A 24,136-nucleotide genomic window follows, 5' to 3' on the forward strand; every position below is an offset into this window, starting at 1 on the left:
GATTTTAACATGAAACGCATATGGTGGATTCCAATCAGTTTGCTGTTGTTATCGGGCTGTGTTCCTTCGAAAACAGATGAGAAAACAGAAGTGGTCAATGAAAAAGAAGAAGTAGAGACGGCGATTATCCCGAGCATGCAATTGGATGATCAGTTTTACCGTACACTTTTGCCATATAAAGCTAGCGCAACAAGAGGAAAAATCGTCAACCGCCTAAACTCCCGGTATGATATTGCTGAAACAGAAAATGGTTTACTCCGTTTGTCACAAAAACAATTTTCACCGGATGATTATTATTTCCAAGAAGGACAAAAAATTACCGATGAAGACGTAACTTCTTGGTTAAGAAGCAAGAGTGCGGATAATCCAGCTGGATTGAATCTTGCAGATGAGCGCACAAAAGAGCAAAAAGAAGCAGGAGAGCTTCCCCCCGCCGAAATATTAGCTCATGTGATTGAGCAAAATTATTTAGTGAAAACAGATGAAGATACAATCCGTCTAGGTGGTATCTCGATAGGACTTGCATTAAACTCAACATACTCTGGTAGCGAAAACGGCATTTCCTACGAAGAAGAAATACCACAGGCGCAAATTGAAAAAGAAGGCAAACGGATGGCGGACGAGATTGTCAAACGCTTGCGTGAAAAAGAAGGTTTAGCCGATGTGCCGATCGTTGTAGGGCTTTTTAAACAAAATGCAGGTAGTTCGATGGTTCCAGGCACTTACTTCTCATCAGGTGCTGCACCAGGTGGGAAAAATGCCGTTGCGAGCTGGAATCAGGTAAACGAAGATTACGTACTATTCCCTACGTCTGGCAGCAATGATAGTTATCGAGATATCGATACGGCATTTCGGAATTTCAAACAAGATGTTGAAATTTACTTTTCAAATTACACCAGTGTAATCGGTACTGGCTTTTATCAAGAAAATGAATTAAAAGAGTTGAAAGTTGAAATTCCAATTCAATTTTATGGAGTATCCGAAGTGATTGGTTTTACTCAATATGTAACCGGTTTGGTTATGGAACATTTTCCTGAAAGTGTATTAATCGAAGTGAGTGTCACCTCAACCAATGGTCCAGAAGCATTAATTTTGAAAAAACCTGGAGAAACTGACCCCTTTGTTCACATTTATGAATAATCTCGACTGAAAACAGGGATAGCCATGCGGCTGTCCCTATTCATTTTTTTAGAAAAATGGTATGATATAGCGTATGTTTACTGAATCCGGAGGTGTAGAAAAATGGCGAAAATAACAAAAGAAGAAGTAATTGAAGTCGCTCATTTGGCGAGACTCGCAATTACTGATGAAGAAGCAATACATTTTGCAGACCAATTAGAAGCAATTACGAACGCAATGGAATTGTTAAGTGAATTGGATACGGACAATGTTGAACCGACGACGCATGTATTGCAGATGGTCAACGTATTGCGCGAAGATAAATCCATCCCTGGATTAGATCGTGACTTGGTTATGAAAAACGTAAAAGAACATGAAGGTGGACAAGTAAAAGTCCCAACAATTTTAGAATAGTCGAAAGGAGGAAACAAAATGTCATTTGTAGAAAAAACAGCTGCACAATTGCAAGAAATGATACATACAAAAGAAACGACAATTGTGGAGATGACCGAAAAAGCATTCGATCGCATTGAAGCGCTTGAGCCGAAAGTCGATGCATTTCTTGCGTTAAATAAAGAGCGCGCAACACAACAGGCTGTAGAAATGGATAGCGTGCCTTTTGCTGAGCGTGGACCATTATTTGGTTTGCCAATCGGAGTAAAAGACAATATCGTAACAGAAGGACTAGAAACAACAGCTTCTAGTCGTATTTTAGAAGGATTCAATCCTATCTATAATGCAACGGTTGTAGATAAATTAAAAGAAGCCGGAATGATAACAGTCGGCAAATTAAATATGGATGAATTTGCAATGGGTTCTTCTAACGAAAACTCGTATTACAAAAAAACAAAAAATCCGTGGAATCTTGAAACTGTTCCTGGTGGTTCTTCAGGTGGATCTGCTGCTGCAGTCGCTTCAGGACAAGTACCATTTTCGTTAGGCTCAGATACGGGTGGCTCTATTCGTCAACCGGCTGCTTTTTGTGGTGTAGTTGGCATGAAGCCTACTTACGGACGTATTTCGCGTTTTGGTTTGATTGCTTATGCTTCGTCGTTAGACCAAATCGGTCCAATTACAAGAACGGTAAAAGACAACGCACTCTTGTTAAATGCAATTTCAGGATATGACGACAAAGATTCAACTTCTGCTAACGTTGAAGTTCCGGATTTTACAGCGGCATTGACAGGCGACATTACAGGATTACGCATCGGTGTTCCAAAAGAGTATTTTGCTGAAGGTGTTGGCGAAGCAGCAAAACAAGCTGTTCAAGATGCTTTAAAAGTATTAGAAGAGCGAGGCGCAATTTGTGAAGAAATTTCACTTCCTCATTCAAAATACGCATTAGCAACTTATTATATTCTCGCTTCTTCTGAAGCATCTTCAAACTTGTCCCGTTTTGACGGTATTCGCTATGGCTACCGTACTGAAAAAGCAGGAAACCTTTTGGAATTTTACATGAACACGCGCTCTGAAGGATTTGGCGATGAAGTCAAACGCCGCATCATGCTAGGAACGTATGCACTAAGCTCAGGTTATTACGATGCTTACTACAAAAAAGCACAAAAAGTTCGTACGTTGATTAAAAAGGATTTTGATGACGCATTTGAAAAATACGATGTCATCATTGGTCCAACAACGCCAACACCTGCATTTAAAATTGGTGAAATCATTGATGACCCATTAACGATGTATGCGAATGATATTTTAACAATTCCAGTTAACTTGGCAGGCGTACCAGCTATTTCGATTCCTTGTGGATTTGAAAACGGTTTGCCACTAGGCTTGCAAATTATCGGAAAACATTTTGATGAAGAAACGGTTTATCGTGTTGCAGACGTTTATGAAAGAGCAACAGATTTCCATAAAAAAACTCCTCAAACATGGGAGGGAGCAGCACAATGAACTTTGAAACAATTATTGGACTTGAAGTCCACGTCGAATTAAAAACAGAATCGAAAATGTTTTCTCCAGCACCGGCTCACTTTGGTGCTGAACCAAACACTAACACAAACGTAATCGATCTTGGTTACCCGGGCGTACTGCCAGTCGTCAACAAAACAGCAGTAGACTGGGCAATGAGAGCGGCGCTTGCATTAAACTGTGAAATTACGCGTCACACGAAATTTGATCGTAAAAACTATTTTTATCCAGATAACCCGAAAGCTTATCAAATTTCACAATTTGATCAGCCGATTGGTGAGCATGGTTGGATTGAAATCGAAGTAAAAGGCGAGAAAAAACGCATCGGCATCACACGTCTTCACATGGAAGAAGACGCTGGGAAATTGACCCATACAGACAAAGGCTATTCACTAGTCGATTATAACCGCCAAGGAACACCATTGATCGAAATCGTTTCGGAACCAGATATCCGTACTGCAGATGAAGCGTACGCGTATTTGGAAAAAATCAAAGCGATTATCCAATATACCGGCGTTTCTGATGTTCGTATGGAAGAGGGGTCGTTACGTTGCGACGCCAACATTTCGCTTCGTCCGTTTGGCCAAGAACAATTCGGTACAAAGACAGAATTGAAAAACTTAAACTCGTTCAACTTTGTTCGTAAAGGGATTGAACACGAACAAGTTCGTCAAGAACAAGTGTTATTGTCTGGTGGAATTATCGAACAAGAAACACGTCGTTACGACGAGTCAACAGGTAAAACATTGTTGATGCGTGTCAAAGAAGGATCTGACGATTATCGTTACTTCCCAGAGCCAGACTTAGTAGACATCGTCATTGATGATGCATGGCTTGAACGTGTTCGCTCTGAAATTCCAGAGTTACCGGATGCACGAAAAGCGCGTTATGTATCAGAGCTTGGCTTGTCTTCGTATGATGCAATGGTGTTAACATTGGCAAAACCAATTTCTGATTTCTTCGAAGCAACAGTTACTGCTGGTGCTGATGCAAAACTTGCATCTAACTGGTTGATGGGCGAGGTTTCGGCTTATTTAAATGCAGAGCAAAAAGAGCTTTCAGATACGGCGTTAACTCCTGAAGGTTTGGCAGGCATGATCAAACTGATTTCAGACGGTACAATTTCGTCTAAAATCGCAAAAAAAGTCTTTAAAGAATTGATTGAAAAAGGCGGCGACGCGAACGATATTGTCAAAGCTAAAGGACTTGTTCAAATCTCAGATGAAAACACATTGCGTGAATTTGTCACAGCAGCTCTTGATAATAATCCACAATCGATTGAAGACTATAAAAACGGTAAAGATCGTGCAATTGGTTTCCTTGTTGGGCAAATCATGAAGCAAACAAAAGGGCAAGCAAATCCGCCATTGCTTAATAAAATTCTTCTTGAAGAAATTGCAAAACGATAAATTCTAATTGAATGGTATACAAGGGTGGTCCAATATGGGCCATCTTTTTTTATGAGCTATGCCCAAAGCGGTGTTGGAGAGTGATTGGAGTCTATATCTTATAGTTTTAGGAGTTAAGGTTTAAACAGTGAATTAATGGAACTAAATTTGAGGAGAGAACGTCATTTAAGTGAACGATAGGGTTATCTTCTATCAATGGTGATATTGCTGTAATGGCAATATCTGCATCTCAGCCTTGAAGACTTTGCTACATAACAGTAAACTGGTATTAAAGAAGAATTTAGGTCAAAAGCATGTGCTTTGTTATTCAGTGACTGTACCTCTATAGCTAATTTTAAATAGAGCAACTTCTGCTTTTCAGAAAGAACTTAAACTTCGTGGCAAAGTAGGAAAAGGGAGGCGTGATGGTATGATGACGGAGCAGCAATACTTTGAAAAAGGCATTAGTTTGGATAGCTATATGGCTCAAATGGAGTCGAATCAACATAAGTCTTATAGCATCTATGAAAAGTTTGAGCTACCGAAAGATCCGGAATTCCTAGCTTTACTAAAAGATAAAAAGCCACACGTATTAGTAATCACTGAAGACTGGAGCGGTGATGCAATGATGAACAATGCAATTTTGCGGAAAATTGCAGATGCAGCTGATATAGCTGTTCATTGCATATATCGTGATGATAATTTGGAATTGATGGATCGTTATTTAACGAATGATGAACGCTCAATTCCGAAATACATTGTGCTTTCTGAAAGTGGACATGTTATTGGAGAGTGGGGACCTAGAGCTCTAAAAGTTCAGGAATTTGTTGATCAGAAGAAATCAGTTCTTCCTGAAAAAGAAAATCCGCAATTCAACTTGCATGAGAAAACGGTTACTGGTGAAATTTTGGATGGTTTTGTTTATAATGATGATTTTTGGCATGTGGTTTATGAAGAATTACGTCAAGTCTTCCACACAGCATTAGCATCAAGCAAATGAACGCGTTATCGAGAAATCTATGAGTATTTGAAGCAAGAAATGTGTTAAAGTCATTTTTACAGAAAGTCCAGAAAGGCTGAATCCTATGAAACGTGCACGTATAATTTATAATCCAACTTCTGGTCGCGAGTTATTTCGCAAGCATTTGCCAGAAGTCTTAGAGAAAATGGAGAAAGCAGGATATGAGACTTCTTGCCACGCCACAACATCTGAAGGTGATGCTATTCAAGCTGCTGCTCATGCAGTAGAGCGCGAGTTTGATTTAGTAATAGCTGTTGGTGGAGACGGGACATTAAATGAAGTTGTTTCAGGGATCGCTCCTTTTGAAAATCGTCCAAAAGTCGGCTTGATTCCAATGGGAACAACGAATGATTTTGCCCGTGCTGTTCACATTCCGCGTGACATTACAAAAGCTGTGGATATCATTCTTAAAGGCGATTCGATCCCTGTAGATATAGGTTTAATGAATGATGACCGATATTTTATCAACATTGCTGGGGGCGGTAGACTTACAGAGTTGACTTATGAAGTACCCAGTAAATTAAAAACAGTTCTTGGACAAATGGCCTATTATTTAAAAGGGATTGAGATGTTGCCTTCAATTCGATCTTCGCGTGTGCGTATTGAATACGACGGACAAGTGTTTGAGGATAGTGCGATGATGTTTTTAATTGGTTTAACCAATTCTGTCGGCGGATTTGAAAAGCTAGCGCCTGATGCTAGTATTAATGATGGGAAGTTTACATTGTTAATTTTAAAAGAGCTTAATATGGCCGAATTTATTCGCGTCGCTTCATTAGCATTACGTGGTGAACATTTATCAGATCCTCATGTGATTTATGCCAAGGCAAGTGAGATTAAAGTAACGACAAATGAACGAGTGTTGTTGAATTTAGACGGAGAATACGGTGGCGTGTTACCGGCTACATTTAAAAACTTGGCTAATCATATTGAAATGTACGTCCCAATAGATTCATTAAACGAAAAAGACCGAAAATAAAAAGTTGGAAACCAGAGAAAACTCCGGTTTCCAACTTTTTTATTTGTTTAAAGCAACTCGATTGCTTTATCTTGTTCTGCAGCAAGTTGTGGCAAGTTATTGAGTGATTCCCAGCGGAACAGTAAAGTCATGCCGTTATCCCGACCATGACTTTTAATCACGTGTTCAAATTGTTCGACGGGTTCACCCGTATATTCAAATTGAAAGATATTTCGTTCGTACGCTTTGTCCTTGTAGTCAGGATAATACGTGTACTTATGAATTTTCCCTACGAAGTCAAGTACGTCACGTGGTAAACCTGTTTCTTCTTTTACTTCTCTATATAATGCATCGATTAGCAGTTCGCCATCTTCAATCGACCCACCTGGTACTTGTAGGCCAACTTCTGGTTCTCCTTTGTATTCAAATACAAGCAACTCGCGATTTTCTTCATCGCCTCTTGTGATGTAAGCAAATACTTTCCGTTTCGTTCTCATGAGGCATCACCCTTTTTTATTTGTTATATCTAGAATACTAAATATTGAGAAAAATTTCAATTCTTTTTGTTTATGTTTGTCACAGCTTATTCATAGATTGCGAGTAAAGTAAGGCTTGAGAAGCGTTTTGAAAAGTCGGTTTGATGTACAATAGGACTATGGAAACAATGAATCTATTACTTATAAAAGGAGACGAGTAGAGTGGAATTTCAAGATCCAGCTTTTCTGAGTCGTATTCTAACGCTATTAACTTTATCGTTCCATATTCTTTACGCAACGATAGGCGTAGGGGTCCCGCTAATGATAATGATTGCTCAATGGGTAGGAATTAAGAAACAAGACGAACATTATATCTTAATGGCCCGGCGTTGGGCGAGAGGATTTGTCATTACGGTTGCAGTGGGAGTTGTGACAGGAACTGCAATTGGATTGCAATTATCACTCCTATGGCCGAACTTTATGCAATTGGCAGGGAACGTCATCGCATTGCCGTTGTTTATGGAAGTTTTTGCATTTTTCTTTGAAGCTATTTTTCTCGGTATTTATTTGTATACGTGGGATCGTTTTGAAGATCAACGAAAGCATTTCTTATTCCTTATACCAGTTGCACTTGGTGCAGCAGCATCATCAGTATTTATCACAATCGTCAATGCGTTTATGAACCAACCACAAGGATTTGAAATATTAGACGGTGAAATGGTTAATATCAGTCCTTTGCTGGCTATGTTTAGTCCAGCTGTACCAACAAAAGTGGCCCACGTTATGGCTACGGCATTTATGACTAGTGCATTTGTGTTGGCCTCGATCGCTGCGGTTCGTATGTTGCGTGGCTCAAACCATATTTATCATAAAAAAGCATTGTTCTTAACGATGAAACTAGGACTTGTATTCGCTATTGCTACAGCATTAATTGGTGACTTTTCTGGTAAATATTTAGCAGAATATCAGCCGGAAAAATTGGCGGCTGCAGAATGGCATTTTGAAACAGAAGAAGAGGCCGGTTTGATTCTTTTCGGAATTCTAGATGGGGAAGAGCCAAAGTATGCGATTAAAATTCCTTATGCGTTAAGTATTCTGGCTCATAATGACCCTTTTTCAGAAGTAACTGGGCTTAACGAATTTCCAGAAGATGAAAGACCACCACTATGGATTCATTATCTTTTCGATACGATGGTAATGATTGGCATGTGGCTAGCGTTCTTCTCCTTTGTGTACGTTGTGGCTGTGTGGCGCAATTGGACATTTATCCGCACAAAATGGTTCCAGTGGCTACTCATTGCAGGAGGGCCTTTAGCACTTATCGCAATAGAAGCGGGATGGTGGTTTACAGAAGTAGGTCGTCAGCCTTGGGTACTTAGAGGATACATGACAGTTGATCAAGCAGCGACATCAAGTGGTCAAGTTGATTTAATGATCATCTTATTTGCGGGACTGTATATTATTCTAGGTATTGGTACGGCTGTTGTCTTGACGAGAATGTACAAACGCAACCCAGTTGAACAAGAATTAGCAGAACGAGAAAATGGCAAAGGCGGTGAAAAGGAATGACTTTAGAAATTATTGGGATTTCTGTTTTATGGTTGTTTCTGTTTCTATATGTCATAGTGGCGTCAATTGATTTTGGCGCTGGTTTTTTTAATGCCTACAGCTCTTTTGTTGGAAAGCAACATATTCTAACAGGTGTAATTCAGCGATACTTGTCACCAGTTTGGGAAGTTACTAACGTATTTTTTGTGTTCTTCTTTGTTGGGGTGATCGGATTTTTCCCGCAGACTGCTTTTTACTACGGGACAACCTTATTGGTTCCGGCGAGTATTGCGTTAATCCTGTTGGCGATTCGAGGTTCTTATTACGCGTTTGCGACATATGGAGCTAAAATCAATCACAGAGGCTATATTTATATGTACGGCTTGTCGGGATTGTTACTTCCAGCTGCGTTGTCACCAGTGTTGGCGATGTCTGAAGGGGGCTTTATCAAACTCAATAATGAACAACCATACTTGGATTATTGGGCATTGTTTACGAGTCCATTAATGTGGAGTATCGTTGTCTTGAGTTTAACGGCAGTGCTTTATATTTCAGCAGTATTCTTAACATGGTATTCTTCAAAAGCTGGCGATGTTAAAGCTACCGATTTGATGCGCAAATATGCGCTCGTCTGGGCAGCACCGGCAATGATTACTGCGACCGGTATTATTTACGAATTACGTGGTCATAACCCAGAACATTATGCTCGTATTCTTGATTTGTGGTGGGTATTTGCAGTATCGTTCTTATTGTTTGCCGGAACGGTTTATCTTATTTGGAAAAAGCGTCATTACGGTTGGGCTTTCATTTTATTGGTAGGGCAGTTTTTCACCGCTTTCTTCGCGTATGGAGCTTCTCATTACCCGTACTTGTTGTATCCGTATTTGACAATTTATGATAGTTTTACAAATGAAGCCATGGCAATCGCATTGATTATTGCCTTTATCGCAGGTCTATTCCTGTTATTGCCATCACTTTATTTATTGTTCCGTCTGTTCTTGTTCGATAAAGATTATGTCGAAGGTAAATCGGATTACCACGCATAAAGGAGGCGCTATTCATGCAGGATTTCATGATATTTTATGCACCTTTTCTGGTGTTAATAGGAGCTATTATTTTTGGATTTTGGTTTTCGTTAAAAGACGGCCCCGTTACAAAAGATCGGGACTAACGACGCGTGCAGGCTTTTGCCTGCCGCGTTTTTTTGTTGTATGATAGGTAAATGTGAAATGGAGTGAGCGTTTTGAAACCAGTAACTAAAAATGACCGAATTTCGGTTTATGTAGAAGATTTAACACACGACGGAGCGGGAGTAGCAAAAGTAGAAGGTTATCCACTATTTATACCAGGTGCATTGCCTGGTGAAGATGTTGTGGTTCATGTGTTAAAAACCTTAAAATCATACGGCTTTGCAAAGCTTATCGAAATACAAAAAGCTTCTCCGTTTCGTGTGACAGCTCCTTGTCCGGTGTTTGATACATGTGGAGGTTGTCAGATTCAACACCTGTCTTACGAAGGGCAAATGACCTTTAAACAGAAACTAGTACGCGATGCGATTACACGGATTGGTAAATTACCAGAGGTACCCGTGCATCCGGTTAAAGGGATGGAAGATCCTTGGCGTTATCGCAATAAATCTCAAATTCCATTTGGTACACAAGATGGCAAAGTGGTCGCTGGATTTTATCAGCCACGTTCACACGATATTGCAGACACCAACACGTGTTTAATTCAAACGCCTGAAGCAGATGCGATTATGGTTGCGTTGAAAAAGAACTTGATGGAGATAGGCATTGAACCATACGAAGAAGCGACGCATCGTGGCATGCTTCGTCATGTGGTTGTACGTAAAGCCCAAGCGACTGGAGAAATTATGGTTGTTTTAGTGACCAAGAAAAAGAAATTTCCACAAGCGCAACGTGCAATTGAATTGATTCAAACTACTGTTCCAGAAGTAACATCGATTGTTCAAAACATTAATCATGAAAAGACCAATGTTATCTTTGGCGATGAAACCTTAACTCTTTGGGGCAAAAATGTAATTGAAGATCGAATTGGAGATGTACGTTTTGAAATTTCAGCCCGTTCGTTTTATCAAATCAACCCGATACAAACAGAAGTGTTATATGGACAAGCGCTAGCGTATGCACAATTAACAGGTGAAGAAACTGTGATCGATGCGTATTGCGGCATCGGAACCATTTCGTTATTCCTTGCACAACAAGCTAAGTTTGTTATGGGGGTAGAAATTGTCCCGCAAGCCATCGAAGATGCTAAACGCAACGCTGAACTAAATGGGTTAACAAATACTTTGTTTGAAGCAGGGCCTGCTGAGCAAGTGATTCCGCGTTGGTATAAAGAAGGTAAGAAAGCGGATGTCTTAGTCGTGGACCCCCCTCGTAAAGGCTGTGATGAGCAGTTATTACACACCATATTAAAACAACGTCCAACACGTGTTGTTTACGTGTCGTGTAATCCGGCAACACTTGCGCGTGATTTACGAATATTAGAAGACGGTGGTTATCGCACGAAAGAAGTGCAGCCTGTTGATATGTTCCCGCAATCGACGCATTGTGAAGCAGTAGCATGGCTAGAGTTAGAATAGGGTAGTAGCAATGATTTTTCGGGATGTTAGTTAAATAGGAAATGTGTTTTATATTCCCTCGAACGAATGGTTCGGGGGATTTTTTTGTCTCTTTTTCAAAAAAACAGACCTTGAAACGCCTACTAAACTTTTTTACCTCTACCGCTCTTTATTGCTAAGGTCACTCTGTGAAGAAAGTGACTCATTGTAGTGCTTGCCAAGTCTTTAGGTTTTACTAAAGGAAAATCGGATTAGTTGTCGAACTTACCATATATAGAAAGCCATTCGCATGATTATAGGATGGATAGGGCTTTCGAAAGCCTAGAATGATGAGCAACGAAAGAGAGGTGAAGGCGCGCGATGCATTCCAACAAAATACCAGAAGAAATTTCATTGCCTGCTTTGCTGTTGGACCTGCCTGCTTTTGAAGAGAACTGTAGACAAATCGCATATGATGGGAATGGCAAAAAGATAAGGATCGCGACAAAATCTATTCGGTCTGTAGAGGTTATTAAAAGAATTTTAGCTTCCAACTCTGTGTTCCAAGGAGTCATGTGCTACTGTCCGGAGGAAGCTATTTTTCTTGCGGAAAAAGGATTGGATGATATTTTAATCGCATATCCTTGTTGGGACAAAAAGGCATTAACTACTATTTCTATGCTGAATTCTAAGGGAAAACATATTATTTGCATGGTAGATGCGCCTGAGCATGTTGACCTTCTCAACCATATTGCTGAGAAAACAAAAGGGAAATTCTACCTTTGTATTGATGTTGACATGAGCACAACTTTTTTGAAATTGCATTTTGGTGTAAGAAGATCACCACTTAAAGATTCTGCTGCAGTAGTCAAGCTTGCTAGGGAAATTAAACCATCACAGTACATAGAGCTAATTGGCATAATGGGCTATGAGGCTCAAATAGCAGGGGTAGGAGATAAGGTCCCGTCTCAACAAATGAAAAATAGAGTCATAGACTTTCTTAAAAAGAAATCAATTAAGGAAATAGAAGAGCGACGAAACCAAGTTGTTCATGCGCTCCGACAAGAGGGTTTTTCACTGCCACTAGTGAATGGAGGTGGTACTGGAAGTCTTCAATCAACGACCAAAGAAGATGCAGTTACAGAGGTTACAGTAGGATCTGGATTTTATTCACCAAAGCTATTTGATTATTACAATGGCTTTTTATACAAGCCAGCATTATTTTATGCGGTACCTGTTGTTCGAAAGCCTGCTCCTCATATATACACGTGTCTCGGTGGGGGATATGTGTCATCGGGTCCAACGGGTAAGGATAAAGTACCGCAGCCAGTGTTTCCAGAAGGTGGGAAGTTGCTTGCTTCAGAAGGAGCGGGTGAGGTTCAAACACCGGTTTATTATGAAAATGAAACTTTGGAAATTGGAGATGCTATTATCTTTCGTGCTGCAAAAGCAGCAGAAATTTGTGAGCGCTTTCAAGAGATTGTCTGTATATCAGACCAGCAAGTAGTTGGTCGTTATCAAACTTATCGGGGAGAAGGAGTATGTTTTATATGATGAAAGTGGGTAAAGGAAAGACTTGGAGAAATTGGGCACATACAAGTGAAAGTACTCCTGAGAATATATTTTACCCAAGCTCAATTGAAGAAATTTGCAAGCTTGTTAAAGAAGCTTCAAAACAACAGAAGACAATAAAAGTAGTAGGTGCAGGACATTCATTTACAAGCTTAGTCCAGACGAGTGAGTGGCTTGTTTCTCTTGATCAATTTAGCGGGATCGAAACCGTAAATAAAGAAGAGTGTTATGCTACAGTACTTGGTGGGACAAGGTTGTTTCAAATTGGTGAAGCGTTAGGGAAACTTGGGTATGCACAGGAAAATTTAGGGGATGTGAATGTACAAAGCATTGCAGGAGCTATTTCTACAGGTACCCATGGCACGGGGTTAGCATTTGGTAACATTTCAACTCAAGTGTTGGAGATTGTACTCGTAACTGGAACGGGTGAAATTCTAACAATCTCAGAAAAAAATAATCCTACATACTTTAAGGCATGTCTTGTTTCACTCGGAAGTCTTGGGATTATCGTAAAAGTTACTATAAAAATTATTCCTTCTCCAGTCTATGAATACAAAAGTCAAAAAATCGCATATCCCCAATTAGCACAGCAACTTGAACAACTCATAAAGTCAAACCGTCATTTTGAATTTTATTTATTCCCTTACTCAGATGTCGTACAAGTGAAGACTATGAATACTGTTGAACAAAAAGCGCAGAGAATGGAGTTTCATCATTTCAAAAGTCTAGTACTGGAAAACTATTTATTTTTTATCATCTCAGAAACATGTAGAATACTTCCAAAGAGTAGCCGCTTTTTAAGCAGGATGTCTGCAAAAGGTGTGAGCACCACGACTAAAAGGGCGAACAGTTATCAATTATTTGCGACGCCGAGATTAGTTCGATTTAGGGAGATGGAATACTGCATACCACTAGAAAATTTAAAACCTGCCTTGGAGAAAATACGAGAGTGTATTGTAACAAAAAAACATAAGGTTCATTTTCCTATCGAATGTAGGACAGTGAAGGCAGATGATATTTGGATTAGCCCTTCCTATCAGAGAGATTCTGCCTATATTGCTTTCCATATGTACAAAGGGATGCCTTATAAGGAATACTTTCATGATATGGAATCAATTATGCAACAATTTGACGGCAGACCCCATTGGGCGAAAATGCATACTCGAACTACAGAAGATCTGTTAACTCTTTATCCAAAGCTATCAGATTTCCTTGCGGTTAGAGAAGAACTTGATCCGGAGAAGATATTTATGAATGATTATTTAAATGAATTATTTGAAGGTGAAAGAATTAGTCTTCCGTTAGGCTAAAATTGTTATGTTTGCAGTCGACGCATTGCGGAGCTATTATATGGTTGAAATTGGTGTGAGCTTAGCTCAAATATAAGAAAAGTTATCTGCTTTGAGCAGTCAACTTTTTTCTTATTAAGAGTGTTAATTCGCTTCGCAATAATTCTTAATATCTTGAAGGTCTATTTCAAGTGCTTTTCTCATTGATTTCTTCATAAAAATACTGAAAATGCCACTCATAATTTTGGCCATTAAAGTGATAGACTGACCTTCAAATGACATTTCAAGAGTAACGACGTCATTATTTTTTTCAGTAATAGCTAAACGAGATATATAAACGGCACCATGACTTTCGGCTCTCGTTTGATAATAATGAACCTCCTTACTGTCAGTAATCCACATGATTTCTTGTGCTTCTTTACCAAACATTTTCCGAGTTTCTCTCCATTTTAAACCGACAAAATCTCCTTCAGCTGGATGTAGAATTTCAATGTTAATAATTCCGCTAATCACATTAGCTGAGTTTTCAATATCTGTAATGACTTGCCATACTTTTTCTTTGGTACTGTTAATGTCTATTTGTGTAGAAACTTTCATATTTATGCCCCCGTGTGTTTTATTAGGTAATTCTTCTTAAGTGAAATTGTATCTTACCTAGCTTTACATATCTACGCAGTGTTTTTTATTTAGGAAAGAACGTTAATCTACAATGTAGGTTTTAAAAGGATTAATAAGAGGTAAAGACAAGGGAATACTTCAAGAAGGAGAGAACGATGAACATGGAACAAGTACCCGAGTCAAAATTCACTGATAAACGTGAAATTATCATCCAAGGGTTGGTCGACCAAAATATTTTCAAGATTAATGGCAGACAATTATATGAAACTTCACTTTATGAATTATTGAAAACCTATACAGAAACAAACCAAGCCGGCTGATGCTGGCTTTTTTTAATGACTAATTTTAATTGTAGGAGAACAGGCACGTATGACAAAAAAACGATCACTATCGAAAGATGCGATTAGATGAAATGACAATTTCCGAAATGCAACAAGAAATGTTGAATGGCAACCGGTGCCATTTGGTAATGGGCAAACGGGTAAATCTTTTAGTATTCCATTATTTATCATAAATGCAAAAAAGGGCTGCCCCTAAAAGTCGTTTTCATGACTTTTGGGACAGTCCCTTTTTTATTTCATAATAACTACATGCTTCCACAATTGTTCAACTAGTACGGACAATTCAGATTCAATCATTTTATCATTTGCTAACGTAGTCAAGACACTTTCAATTAATGATTTTCTTGGGTGATCTGCGACGATTTCTGTTGATAAAAAATAAACCAGTTGTTGTGTGCCTGGATAACGCTTTAGCTTTTCAGTATAAGTTTTAAGCAGAGGAGAAAGCTCTTCGATACTGACAGCATCAGCTGATGTTGGAGCCGGCAATTTTACATTCTTGAGAAAGCTATCTTTTGCAGCGATTTGAAGAGCAACACTTGCTTGTAAACGACGAATGACAAAAGCAGACAGCTTTTCAGCAGGCAATTCTTCCGAAGAAGAAAGTCGCCATAAATGAATCAATTGTTGCACATACCCATGAATAAAAGCAGCATTTTCTAAAGCGTAAGGTGCAGCTTCTTCACCGAAAACATCAATAATTCGTGAAGAAATCCATTCCATTTCCAATGTGTATTGTTTAACAGAAAAGGCTTTAAGGTCGGGATCTTGTGAATAGAAAATGCTTTCATAAAGAGCAAAAAGATTTTTTTCGAGATTGAGTTTAATACGTATATACAATTGCTTAGCTAAAATATCAGGATCATTCGTCGGCACTCCAACGGCGACTGCTAAACGTTGTTGACGTATTTCACTCCCAATCGATTCCATAATAGCCATCAAACATTCTGATTTAGAACTGAAATAATTATAGAAAGTTCCTTTAGAGACACCAGCCTCATCAAGTATGTCTTGAATAGAGGTAGGATTATAGCCTTTATTAATGAAAAGATCATAAGCAGCGGTCAAAATTTGTTGTTTTTTTGGATTCATATACATCACCTTTATACCATTAGTTTATTTCAAGATACTCTATAAAAGCTTTAATATCAAGGTTTTTTAATTTATAGAACATTAAACTTGAAAAAATTATACAACCAGTATAGAATAATCAAATGAAGAAATAGAAAATGTGTAACATTTACGGAGGAAACAATAAAATGACAGAACAGAAAAAAACCCCTTATGGCATTATCGCTATTTTATTTACAGGAGCATTCGTAGCGATTTTTAATCAGACCTTATTAAACATTGCGCTTCCTGAAATTATGATTGATTTAAATATTGATGCCTCCACGGCACAATGGCTTGTTACCGGCTATATGTTGATCAACGGAATCTTGATCCCGGCCAGTGCCTTTTTTATCCAACGGTATTCCAACCGTTCGATTTTTATCGTTGCGATGTCATTATTTGCAGTCGGTACGTTATTCGCTGCAATTGCGCCAGTATTTAGCGTATTGTTAATAGGCAGAATGATTCAAGCATCTGGTGCAGCATTGATGATGCCATTATTAATGAACGTCATGCTTGCTGCGTTTCCCGTTGAAAAACGAGGATCTGCCATGGGTGTATTCGGATTAGTTATGGTGGTTGCTCCAGCAATTGGTCCAACACTTTCTGGATTTATCGTTGAACATTATTCGTGGCGTGTACTTTTCTGGATTGTTTTACCGATTGCATTGATTCCACTCTTGTTAGGTATTTTCAAACTGAAAAACTTAACTTTCCAAGACAGAAATATTTCGCTTGATAAAGCTTCGCTTGTTCTTTCTAGTTTAGGATTTGGCGGTGTATTATATGGCTTTAGTTCAGCAGGAACTTTAGGTTGGAGTAGTTCAACAGTAATTGTTACGATCACTGTTGGTGTGGTATCCCTTATTGTATTCGGTCTTCGTCAGTTAAAATTAGACGAACCTTTATTAGAAATTCGAATTTATAAATACCCAATGTTCGCTTTGTCTTCTGCAATTTCGATCGCATTGTCCATGTCTATGTTCTCGGCTATGATTTTAATGCCGATTTATGTTCAGACTATTAAAGGGATATCACCAGTTGACTCTGGACTACTTATGTTACCCGGAGCATTGATCATGGGCTTTATGTCTCCCGTTACAGGTCGATTATTTGATCGATTCGGTGCAAAAGTATTAGCAATTCCTGGACTCACAATTGTTGTGGTAACAACTTATATGTTTAGCCAATTAAGCCTAGATACTAGTTACTTTAATATTATGATGATTTATACATTACGGATGTTCGGAATTTCAATGGTTATGATGCCGGTTATGACAAATGGTTTAAATACATTGCCGATTAAAGCTTATCCACATGGAACAGCAATTAATAACACATTACAACAAGTAGCAGGGGCTGTTGGGTCTGCGTTTTTAATAACCATTATGAACACACGAACATCAGCAACAGCAAAAGACTTAGCAGCAAACGGAATAGCACCGGAAGATATTACAAACTTAGCGATGCTCGATGGCATTAACTTTTCGTTTTTCGTTTCAACATTTATTGCGCTTGTGTCTTTAGTTCTTGCATTATTTATAAAAAAACCAGTTAGACCGGTAACTGAAGCAGAAAAAGAAATCGTTTATAGACGAAAAGAAGTAACCGAATAATTGTTCGAGCCAGTCCATTTATGGGCTGGCTTTTGTTTGTTCATAAAAGGCGATAGAACCGCAATTATGGTACAATTAAAGCATTGAAAAAAAGGTGGAATCGTAAATGACTTTTATAAAAGAACTAAGTCCGATATGGCAAGAGAAATGGGGAAATGCTGGATTTGAAGCGGCAATGCCGATTCAAGATCAGATGATTCCGGAAATGTTAGCAGGCAACGATATTGTAGCAGAATCTCCAACAGGTTCGGGTAAAACCTTGGCATATGTATTGCCAATTCTTGAACGTGTTAATCCAGAAAAACCCGCGATTCAAGCCATGATCGTAGCACCATCACAAGAATTATCGATGCAAATTGTTAATGTCTTACGTGAATGGACAGAAGGAACGGCTGTTACTGTTACACAATTGATTGGCGGAGCAAACATGCAACGTCAATTAGAAAAGCTAAAGAAAAAGCCAACAATTGTCGTTGGTACACCAGGCCGCCTAAACGAACTGGTAAAATCTAAAAAACTAAAAATGCACGAAATTCGCATGATGGTATTGGATGAAGGCGACCAGTTAATGGCGCGTGAGCACCGTAACATTATGAAAGACTTGATCGAAAAAACACAAAACGACCGTCAATTGGTTTTAGTTTCAGCAACAATTACAGAAGAAATCGAACTCGTTGCAGAGCGATTAATGCAACATCCGACACGTCTTAAAGTAACGGCTGAAGATTTGCCGATGTTTGGTAAAGTGACGCACTCGTTTATTAAAGTAGACGAGCGTGACAAGACAGAAGCATTGCGTAGCATTTCACATATTCCTGGCATGAAAGCTTTGGCGTTTGTAAACAACATAGACCAATTGCTGATGAAAGAAAACAAATTAAAATTCCGTGACGCAAAAATTGTCACTTTGCATTCCGAAATGAAAAAAGACGAACGTAAAAAAGCATTAGATGCTTTCCGTAAAGGAGAAGTAGCGGTATTAATCGCAACCGAAGTAGCAGCTCGTGGATTAGATATTGACTCAGTTACACATGTTGTCCATGTAGATGTTCCGCAAACAATTGAGCAATATTTGCATCGTTCAGGCAGAACAGGAAGAGCAGGAGCAGACGGTGAAGTGTTGACTTTATTAGCCTATGCTGATGAACGTCATTACAAAAAATTCACGAAAGAATTGCCATCTAAACCTGTTCAAAAAATAATTCATGGTGGAAAATTAATCGAAGGCTCGAGCAAAACGATTGCTGCAAAGGGGAATAAACGATGAATTTTCAAGAAAAGCTTGATCAATATGCTGAGCTAACAGTTTATGTAGGATTAAATGTTCAAAAAGGACAGTTTGTTGTCATAAATACAACGACAGATACACTCGAATTCACACGACTTGTTGTCAAAAAAGCATACGAAGCGGGTGCAAAGCGTGTTCAAGTAAACTACGAAGATCCAGTTCTGACGCGCACACATTTTGAATTAGCACCAGAAGATGCTTTTAAAGATTTTCCACAATGGTCTGTTGTTCAACGAGATGAAGTTATTAACACAGGTGGTTCATTCCTATGGATTGACGCAGAAGATCCAGATTTACTAACCGGGATTCCTGCGAAGCGTTTAGCTGACTGGCAAAAAACTGCTGGAAAAGCATTAGAACGTTATCGTCAAGCGGTGGGGACAGATAAAATAGCTTGGTCGATTGTAGCAATTCCATCACCAAAATGGGCACAAAAAGTATTCCCAGGATTACCTGCAGATCAACAAATGGAAGCTTTATGGCAGGCGATTTTTAAAACTGTAAGAATTGGTGAAGGCAATGCCGTGGAAGCATGGAAAAATCATATTGCGTTCTTGGAAAAACGTGCTGCTCAATTAAATGATAAGCGTTTTGTGAAATTACAATATAGTGCTCCTGGAACGGATTTAACGATTGAACTTCCAGACAAGCATATTTGGATGACAGGTGCGTCAAAAACACCTCAAGGCAATCCATTTATCGCAAATATGCCAACAGAAGAAGTTTATACTGTGCCTTTAAAACATGGTGTAGATGGGACTGTTCGTAACACCAAGCCTTTAGTCTATCAAGGCAATGTTATTGATAACTTTACGCTGACTTTTGAAAAAGGGAAAATAGTTAATGCACATGCAGAAACGGGACAAGAACTTCTTAACGAAATGATTAGTGCAGATGAAGGAGCGGCGTATTTAGGCGAAGTGGCATTAGTGCCGCATCATTCACCGATTTCCGATTCAAATATATTATTTTACAATACGTTATTTGATGAAAATGCCTCGAATCATTTAGCAATTGGCGACTCTTACCCAACCTGTTATGAAGGTGCTCATGATTTAGAGCGCAATCAATTAGCGGCAATTGGATTAAATACGTCAATTGTTCATGAAGACTTTATGATCGGCAGTAGCAGCATGGATATAGATGGCGTTAAGGCAGACGGTTCAAAAGAGCCTATTTTCCGAAACGGAAACTGGGCATTCTAAGAGGTGATAGCAATGAAGAAGTATTGGATTTCAGCTTTAACTGGATTGCTTCTTCTTAGCGGAACAGTTCAGGCAAAAGCTATGATAAATGCTCCTATAAATTACGTGGCAATCGGCGATTCTTTAGCAGCCGGACAAACGCCCACGCGAGAAATAGACAGTGGTTACACAGATTTAATCTCGCAAGAACTTATGCGTAATCAGTCGGTTGCATTCTATTCCAAGAATCTTGCATTTCCAGGTTTCACAACAACTGATGTGCTAGCCAGCATCAAAACAGATGAGTCAGCGAAAATGTTAGCAACTGCAAATCTTATTACCATATCAGCAGGCGCAAATGACTTATTGCGCTTAGTACAAAATGATCCGACGCAAGGGTCTTTGTCTTTCCAGCAACGTCAAGTAGATTTTGCTCTTAATGAGGCACGAAAGAATATGGAATCTATCTTAACAGAGCTTTCAGAGCAATCGCCAAATGCCGCTGTTTATGTAATGGGATATTATTTTGCTTATCCACATGTCCGTGAGACGCAGAAAAATGGAACGGGCAAGCAACTGGATCGACTAAATGAAATCTTAAAGCAAACAGCTGAAAAAGCAGGAGCTGTTTTTGTTTCGGTAGATGAATCTTTCGGTGATGATGCTGAAAGCAAAATCCCGAACCCTGCTGATGTTCATCCGAATCTAATTGGTTATCAGACGATGGCAAATGCATTCTTCAACGAATACCAAGAGGCATGGAGCGTAGAGGATTTTGAGTTACCACCGCCAAATCCATTGTCTTTTGAAGAAATTATGGAAGCAGAAGACCAAGAAAGTCCAGAGAGTCAAGAGAGTCGTGATGCTGAAAAAACAGCACAAAGGCCATCAGATCGAAGTGAAAATAATTATTTGGCATTGAGAGAAATGTTGCCTTATAGTTAACAACCTCAATTTAACTTTAAACATGAAAAAGCGGTCCGGTAAACATACCGGACCGCTTTAATATTAGCGTTTTTTACTACGAGTAGTAGATTGTGTTGACGTAGTTTGCGTTGTTTTGCCTTGTTTTCTTTTGTTTAATACTTTACGAATTATCGGATATGCGATAGGTCCGTATTTAATAGCGGATTTTAATAATCTTCCTAGAGCCATTTAAATCTCTCCATTCATAAGCTTGATATTCTTTAGTTCCCCAAATGTAGTAGAAGCAAACCTATTTAGTATTTTGTGCGTGAGATAGCAAAATATTTTTATAAGCATGAACACTTGAAATCAATACATACTCAGCATTGCCATGCCAGTCATCTCCTGTTGGACCAAATTCAATCGCTCCTTTTCCACCATTTATCGCAGCATAATAACGTGTATCAGCAGCCCCATGCTGACCAAATAAAATTGCTTCTTGATCGGTTGTTGAGAAAATTGCTTTTTGTAAGCTTTGAATATATGGATTTTCTTTTGGTGTTGTTAATGCAGGCGTAGAACCCGAAGCTTTGTATTCCATATCTACTCCAACTGTGTCGGCCACACCGGCTAATTGGCGGACAATTTCATCTTTATCTTGTCCTGGCATAAAGCGAATGTCATATGACATTTCACAAATTGCAGGGACTACATTGTAACGATCACCTGCGTTTATAATAGGTAAGTTTACAGAAGGTTGATCATAGTATTCAGTTGACTCTTTTCGGAAAGGTAAGTCCGCAATCCCTTGATGAAATTTCATAGCGGATTCAATGGCATTAATACCTTCCCAAGGCCGGCTACCATGAGCAGGTTGCCCTTTAAAAGTCATGTCCATTCGCAGAATACCTTTAGATTGCAAACCAATTTTTAATCCAGTTGGTTCTCCACAAATAACAAAATCACCATGGTAGCCTTGTTCAACTAACCATTTTGAAGTGTTTCGTCCACCAATTTCTTCGTCTGTCACGATATGTAATTGTACGTTACACGTTAATTTTGAACCATCGAGTTCGACAAAAGCTTGCATCATTGCGGCGACACCAGCTTTCATATCAGCAGAGCCTCGTCCATATAAACGATCCTGTTCTTCTACCGGTAAAAATTGATCTTCGTTACCCGGCACAACATCCACATGTCCATTCCATACAATTGTTTCAGTGCCTTGACCTTTAGCTGCGGTCAACATTAGATACCCATTGTTGTCATGTATGGTAACATCTGCACCTTTATCTTTTAGCCAGTCTGCACAAAATTGCAGAGCCTCGTTTGCGCCTTCTTTCGTATCGCTTTGAATTTTAATCAGATTTTTTAATAGTTCAATCATTATTTAATCGGCAGACCTAAAACCCGGCTGCCTTCACCACCTTTCGACTTTTGTTTCTAATCCTTACTTTACCCTACGAATGCATGTTAAAACAGCCTTGCTAAAAAGTAGCTGCTTGTGTACAATACAAATGAAAGTCAACTATTTGTATACACCACAAGGGGAGCTTTAGCTGAGAGTGAACATCCGTTCTTACCCTTTGAACCTGTAAGTTAACACTTGCGCAGGGATGTGGATAGAAACCGGCCCTTACAACGGCGCCAGGCTCTGTCCTGGCGTCGTTTTTAATATGGTTTTATTCACGGCCCTTCTGGTGATGTGCACAACACATAAGGAGGAAGTCATGAGAAACAAAAAAGTATTATTAATGATGGAAATCGCAATTTTTGCAGCTCTTGGATTTGTTTTAGATTTTATATCGTTCAAGATGCCACAAGGTGGTTCAGTTAGTTTAGTAATGATTCCAATTGTCTTAATCGCTTTTAGAAGAGGAGTTGGAGCAGGTGTTTTAACTGGCCTATTGGTCGGCTTACTACAAATTGTTTCTGGCTTTATCTCAGTAACTCCTTTATCGTTTGGTTTTGTTGTTATGCAAGTGATATTAGATTATCTATTAGCATACGGCGTAGTAGGACTAGCTGGCGTTATGCGTGCAAAATATTTGCACCATGCGGAATCGAAACAAACAAGAAAGATGCTTATCGCTATTGTGTCGGGTGTTCTCATAGCATCGGTATTGCGTTATATCGTACATGTAGTCACAGGAATACTGTTCTTCGGCATGTTTGCTGAAGGCAATGTGGTGATTTACTCTGCTGTTTACAATGCCACGTATATGATTCCTGTATTTTTACTTGCAGCCTTTGTGTGTTCAGCGCTTTTTGCAGCTGCTCCGAAATTGGTGAATGCAGAAGCTTAATAAGGAAAGGCTGTCTTCGGGCAGTCTTTTTTCTATTTATCGCAAGAAGAAATCCAAACAGGACGGAAGCCTCTGTTTTAATTTTGTGGTATAATTCTTGAATAGAAAAGCTTGAAAGAAGGGTATTTAATGATTGCAACTACTGAAAAAGATATTGAAATGTTAAAAAAAGCTGGCCAAATGGTCGCTGAAATTCGAGAAAAGATGAAAGCTGCAACAAAGGCTGGAGTCACTACAAAAGAAATTGATGAATTGGGCGGTAAATTATTTGCAGAACTTGGTGGCGTATCTGGACCGAAATCAGAATATGATTTTCCGGGATATACATGCATCAGCGTCAATGAAGAAGTGGCTCACGGCATTCCAGGGAATCGTGTAATCCGAGACGGAGATATCGTGAATATTGATGTTTCTGGTTCATACGAAGGATACTTTTCCGATACAGGAATTTCGTTTGTAGTCGGTGAAGGTCATGACGAGAAAGAAAAAATTTGTGCCGCAGCAGCATCTGCTTTTGATCGTGCAATGACGAAAGTTAAAGCAGGAGCAAAACTTAACCAAATTGGTAAAGCAGTTGAACGCGAAGCAAAAGAGCAAGGCTTGTTCGTGATCAAGAACTTGACGGGACATGGCATTGGTAAATCGCTTCACGAGGCCCCTCAGCATATTCTAAATTATTACGATGCCTGGGAAACAACGATATTAAAAGAAGGCATGGTACTAGCAGTAGAGCCTTTTATCTCTCAAAAATCAGAACATATTATTGAGTCAGGTGATGGCTGGACATTTATTACACCAGATCAATCGTTAGTTGCACAAATCGAGCATACCGTTCTTGTCACAAAAGGTGAGCCGATTTTGCTAACAAAATTGGACAACTAACCCATTTTATTACACCAATTAAAAAACC

At 39.1% G+C, this 24,136-nt stretch carries 24 protein-coding genes and 1 riboswitch; of the genes, 19 read left to right on the forward strand and 5 right to left on the reverse strand.

The annotated features are described in order from the left end of the window. The first annotated feature begins 9 nt into the window (after nt 1-9). From PLANO_RS03820 to PLANO_RS03845, 6 genes are all read left to right on the forward strand, one after another. Nucleotides 10-1,140: a CamS family sex pheromone protein gene (locus PLANO_RS03820; RefSeq protein WP_038703151.1), complete on the forward strand. Its 1,131-nt coding sequence runs from the start codon at nt 10-12 to the stop codon at nt 1,138-1,140. 102 nt (nt 1,141-1,242) lie between these two features. Then, nucleotides 1,243-1,533: an Asp-tRNA(Asn)/Glu-tRNA(Gln) amidotransferase subunit GatC gene (gatC, locus tag PLANO_RS03825; RefSeq protein WP_038703153.1), complete on the forward strand. Its 291-nt coding sequence runs from the start codon at nt 1,243-1,245 to the stop codon at nt 1,531-1,533. Between the two features lie 18 nt (nt 1,534-1,551). Continuing rightward, nucleotides 1,552-3,021 carry an Asp-tRNA(Asn)/Glu-tRNA(Gln) amidotransferase subunit GatA gene (gene gatA, locus PLANO_RS03830; protein WP_038703155.1) on the forward strand — a complete coding sequence of 490 codons (1,470 nt, stop codon included), beginning with the start codon at nt 1,552-1,554 and terminating at the stop codon, nt 3,019-3,021. Further along, nucleotides 3,018-4,448, forward strand: coding sequence for an Asp-tRNA(Asn)/Glu-tRNA(Gln) amidotransferase subunit GatB (gene gatB / locus PLANO_RS03835; RefSeq protein WP_038703157.1), 1,431 nt, complete (start codon nt 3,018-3,020; stop codon nt 4,446-4,448). The genes gatA and gatB overlap by 4 nt, the downstream gene beginning before the upstream one ends. 409 nt (nt 4,449-4,857) lie before the next feature. Further along, complete coding sequence (locus PLANO_RS03840) at nt 4,858-5,427, forward strand: thioredoxin family protein (RefSeq protein ID WP_038703159.1); 570 nt, start codon at nt 4,858-4,860, stop codon at nt 5,425-5,427. An 85-nt stretch (nt 5,428-5,512) separates the two neighbouring features. After that, nucleotides 5,513-6,427, forward strand: coding sequence for a diacylglycerol kinase (locus tag PLANO_RS03845; RefSeq protein ID WP_038703161.1), 915 nt, complete (start codon nt 5,513-5,515; stop codon nt 6,425-6,427). Between the two features lie 47 nt (nt 6,428-6,474). On the opposite strand, the gene PLANO_RS03850 is transcribed toward PLANO_RS03845, so the two are convergent. Then, complete coding sequence (locus tag PLANO_RS03850; RefSeq protein ID WP_038703162.1) at nt 6,475-6,903, reverse strand: NUDIX hydrolase; 429 nt, start codon at nt 6,901-6,903, stop codon at nt 6,475-6,477. Nucleotides 6,904-7,104: 201 nt separating this feature from the next. Between PLANO_RS03850 and PLANO_RS03855 the strand changes: the two genes are divergently transcribed. The 6 genes from PLANO_RS03855 to PLANO_RS03875 all read left to right on the forward strand — a co-directional run bounded on the left by PLANO_RS03855 (nt 7,105) and on the right by PLANO_RS03875 (nt 13,875). Then, a complete protein-coding gene (locus PLANO_RS03855) occupies nt 7,105-8,451 on the forward strand; it encodes a cytochrome ubiquinol oxidase subunit I (RefSeq protein ID WP_038703163.1) in 1,347 nt (448 codons plus the stop codon). Then, nucleotides 8,448-9,476 (forward strand): cytochrome d ubiquinol oxidase subunit II, encoded by a 1,029-nt coding sequence (locus tag PLANO_RS03860; RefSeq protein ID WP_038703165.1) that lies wholly within the window; start codon nt 8,448-8,450, stop codon nt 9,474-9,476. Before PLANO_RS03855 ends, PLANO_RS03860 begins: the two co-directional genes overlap by 4 nt. Before the next feature lie 14 nt (nt 9,477-9,490). After that, entirely contained in the window at nt 9,491-9,601 is a 111-nt protein-coding gene (cydS, locus tag PLANO_RS16270; protein ID WP_442956642.1) for a cytochrome bd oxidase small subunit CydS family protein, read from the forward strand. 72 nt (nt 9,602-9,673) lie between these two features. Then, the gene (gene rlmD, locus PLANO_RS03865) at nt 9,674-11,035 is read left to right on the forward strand and encodes a 23S rRNA (uracil(1939)-C(5))-methyltransferase RlmD (protein WP_038703167.1); all 1,362 of its coding nucleotides are present in this window, start codon (nt 9,674-9,676) and stop codon (nt 11,033-11,035) included. A gap of 339 nt (nt 11,036-11,374) precedes the next feature. Continuing rightward, on the forward strand, nt 11,375-12,547 hold the full coding sequence (locus PLANO_RS03870) for an amino acid deaminase/aldolase (protein WP_038703169.1): 1,173 nt from the start codon (nt 11,375-11,377) through the stop codon (nt 12,545-12,547). Further along, nucleotides 12,547-13,875: a D-arabinono-1,4-lactone oxidase gene (locus tag PLANO_RS03875; RefSeq protein WP_442956649.1), complete on the forward strand. Its 1,329-nt coding sequence runs from the start codon at nt 12,547-12,549 to the stop codon at nt 13,873-13,875. The genes PLANO_RS03870 and PLANO_RS03875 overlap by 1 nt, the downstream gene beginning before the upstream one ends. A gap of 123 nt (nt 13,876-13,998) precedes the next feature. On the opposite strand, the gene PLANO_RS03880 is transcribed toward PLANO_RS03875, so the two are convergent. Further along, nucleotides 13,999-14,451 (reverse strand): SRPBCC family protein, encoded by a 453-nt coding sequence (locus PLANO_RS03880; protein WP_038703173.1) that lies wholly within the window; start codon nt 14,449-14,451, stop codon nt 13,999-14,001. 176 nt (nt 14,452-14,627) lie between these two features. Between PLANO_RS03880 and PLANO_RS15790 the strand changes: the two genes are divergently transcribed. After that, the gene (locus PLANO_RS15790; protein WP_081976624.1) at nt 14,628-14,792 is read left to right on the forward strand and encodes a Fur-regulated basic protein FbpA; all 165 of its coding nucleotides are present in this window, start codon (nt 14,628-14,630) and stop codon (nt 14,790-14,792) included. 252 nt (nt 14,793-15,044) lie between these two features. Here PLANO_RS15790 and PLANO_RS03885 read toward each other — a convergent pair whose 3' ends face one another. Next, a complete protein-coding gene (locus PLANO_RS03885) occupies nt 15,045-15,905 on the reverse strand; it encodes a TetR/AcrR family transcriptional regulator (RefSeq protein WP_038703175.1) in 861 nt (286 codons plus the stop codon). A 167-nt stretch (nt 15,906-16,072) separates the two neighbouring features. Here PLANO_RS03885 and PLANO_RS03890 point away from each other — a divergent pair, with 167 nt between their 5' ends. The 4 genes from PLANO_RS03890 to PLANO_RS03905 all read left to right on the forward strand — a co-directional run bounded on the left by PLANO_RS03890 (nt 16,073) and on the right by PLANO_RS03905 (nt 20,959). Then, complete coding sequence (locus PLANO_RS03890) at nt 16,073-17,542, forward strand: MDR family MFS transporter (RefSeq protein ID WP_038703177.1); 1,470 nt, start codon at nt 16,073-16,075, stop codon at nt 17,540-17,542. A 106-nt stretch (nt 17,543-17,648) separates the two neighbouring features. After that, complete coding sequence (locus PLANO_RS03895; RefSeq protein WP_038703178.1) at nt 17,649-18,809, forward strand: DEAD/DEAH box helicase; 1,161 nt, start codon at nt 17,649-17,651, stop codon at nt 18,807-18,809. Then, nucleotides 18,806-20,035 (forward strand): aminopeptidase, encoded by a 1,230-nt coding sequence (locus tag PLANO_RS03900; RefSeq protein WP_038703180.1) that lies wholly within the window; start codon nt 18,806-18,808, stop codon nt 20,033-20,035. Before PLANO_RS03895 ends, PLANO_RS03900 begins: the two co-directional genes overlap by 4 nt. Nucleotides 20,036-20,047: 12 nt before the next feature. Beyond that, the gene (locus tag PLANO_RS03905) at nt 20,048-20,959 is read left to right on the forward strand and encodes an SGNH/GDSL hydrolase family protein (RefSeq protein WP_038703182.1); all 912 of its coding nucleotides are present in this window, start codon (nt 20,048-20,050) and stop codon (nt 20,957-20,959) included. 63 nt (nt 20,960-21,022) lie between these two features. On the opposite strand, the gene PLANO_RS16055 is transcribed toward PLANO_RS03905, so the two are convergent. Together PLANO_RS16055 and PLANO_RS03910 are read right to left on the reverse strand one after the other, a co-directional pair. Further along, entirely contained in the window at nt 21,023-21,169 is a 147-nt protein-coding gene (locus PLANO_RS16055; protein ID WP_197053106.1) for a hypothetical protein, read from the reverse strand. A 61-nt stretch (nt 21,170-21,230) separates the two neighbouring features. After that, a complete protein-coding gene (locus tag PLANO_RS03910) occupies nt 21,231-22,307 on the reverse strand; it encodes a M20 family metallopeptidase (RefSeq protein ID WP_038703184.1) in 1,077 nt (358 codons plus the stop codon). Between the two features lie 149 nt (nt 22,308-22,456). After that, nucleotides 22,457-22,554, forward strand: a riboswitch (TPP riboswitch). Between the two features lie 96 nt (nt 22,555-22,650). Here PLANO_RS03910 and thiT point away from each other — a divergent pair. Beyond that, nucleotides 22,651-23,226, forward strand: a complete 576-nt coding sequence (thiT, locus tag PLANO_RS03915) for an energy-coupled thiamine transporter ThiT (protein ID WP_038703186.1) — start codon at nt 22,651-22,653, stop codon at nt 23,224-23,226. A gap of 129 nt (nt 23,227-23,355) precedes the next feature. Continuing rightward, a complete protein-coding gene (gene map / locus PLANO_RS03920; protein ID WP_038703188.1) occupies nt 23,356-24,108 on the forward strand; it encodes a type I methionyl aminopeptidase in 753 nt (250 codons plus the stop codon). The last annotated feature ends 28 nt before the right edge of the window (nt 24,109-24,136 follow it).

The sequence above is a fragment of the Planococcus sp. PAMC 21323 genome (genome assembly GCF_000785555.1).
Classification (GTDB): Bacteria; Bacillota; Bacilli; order Bacillales_A; family Planococcaceae; genus Planococcus.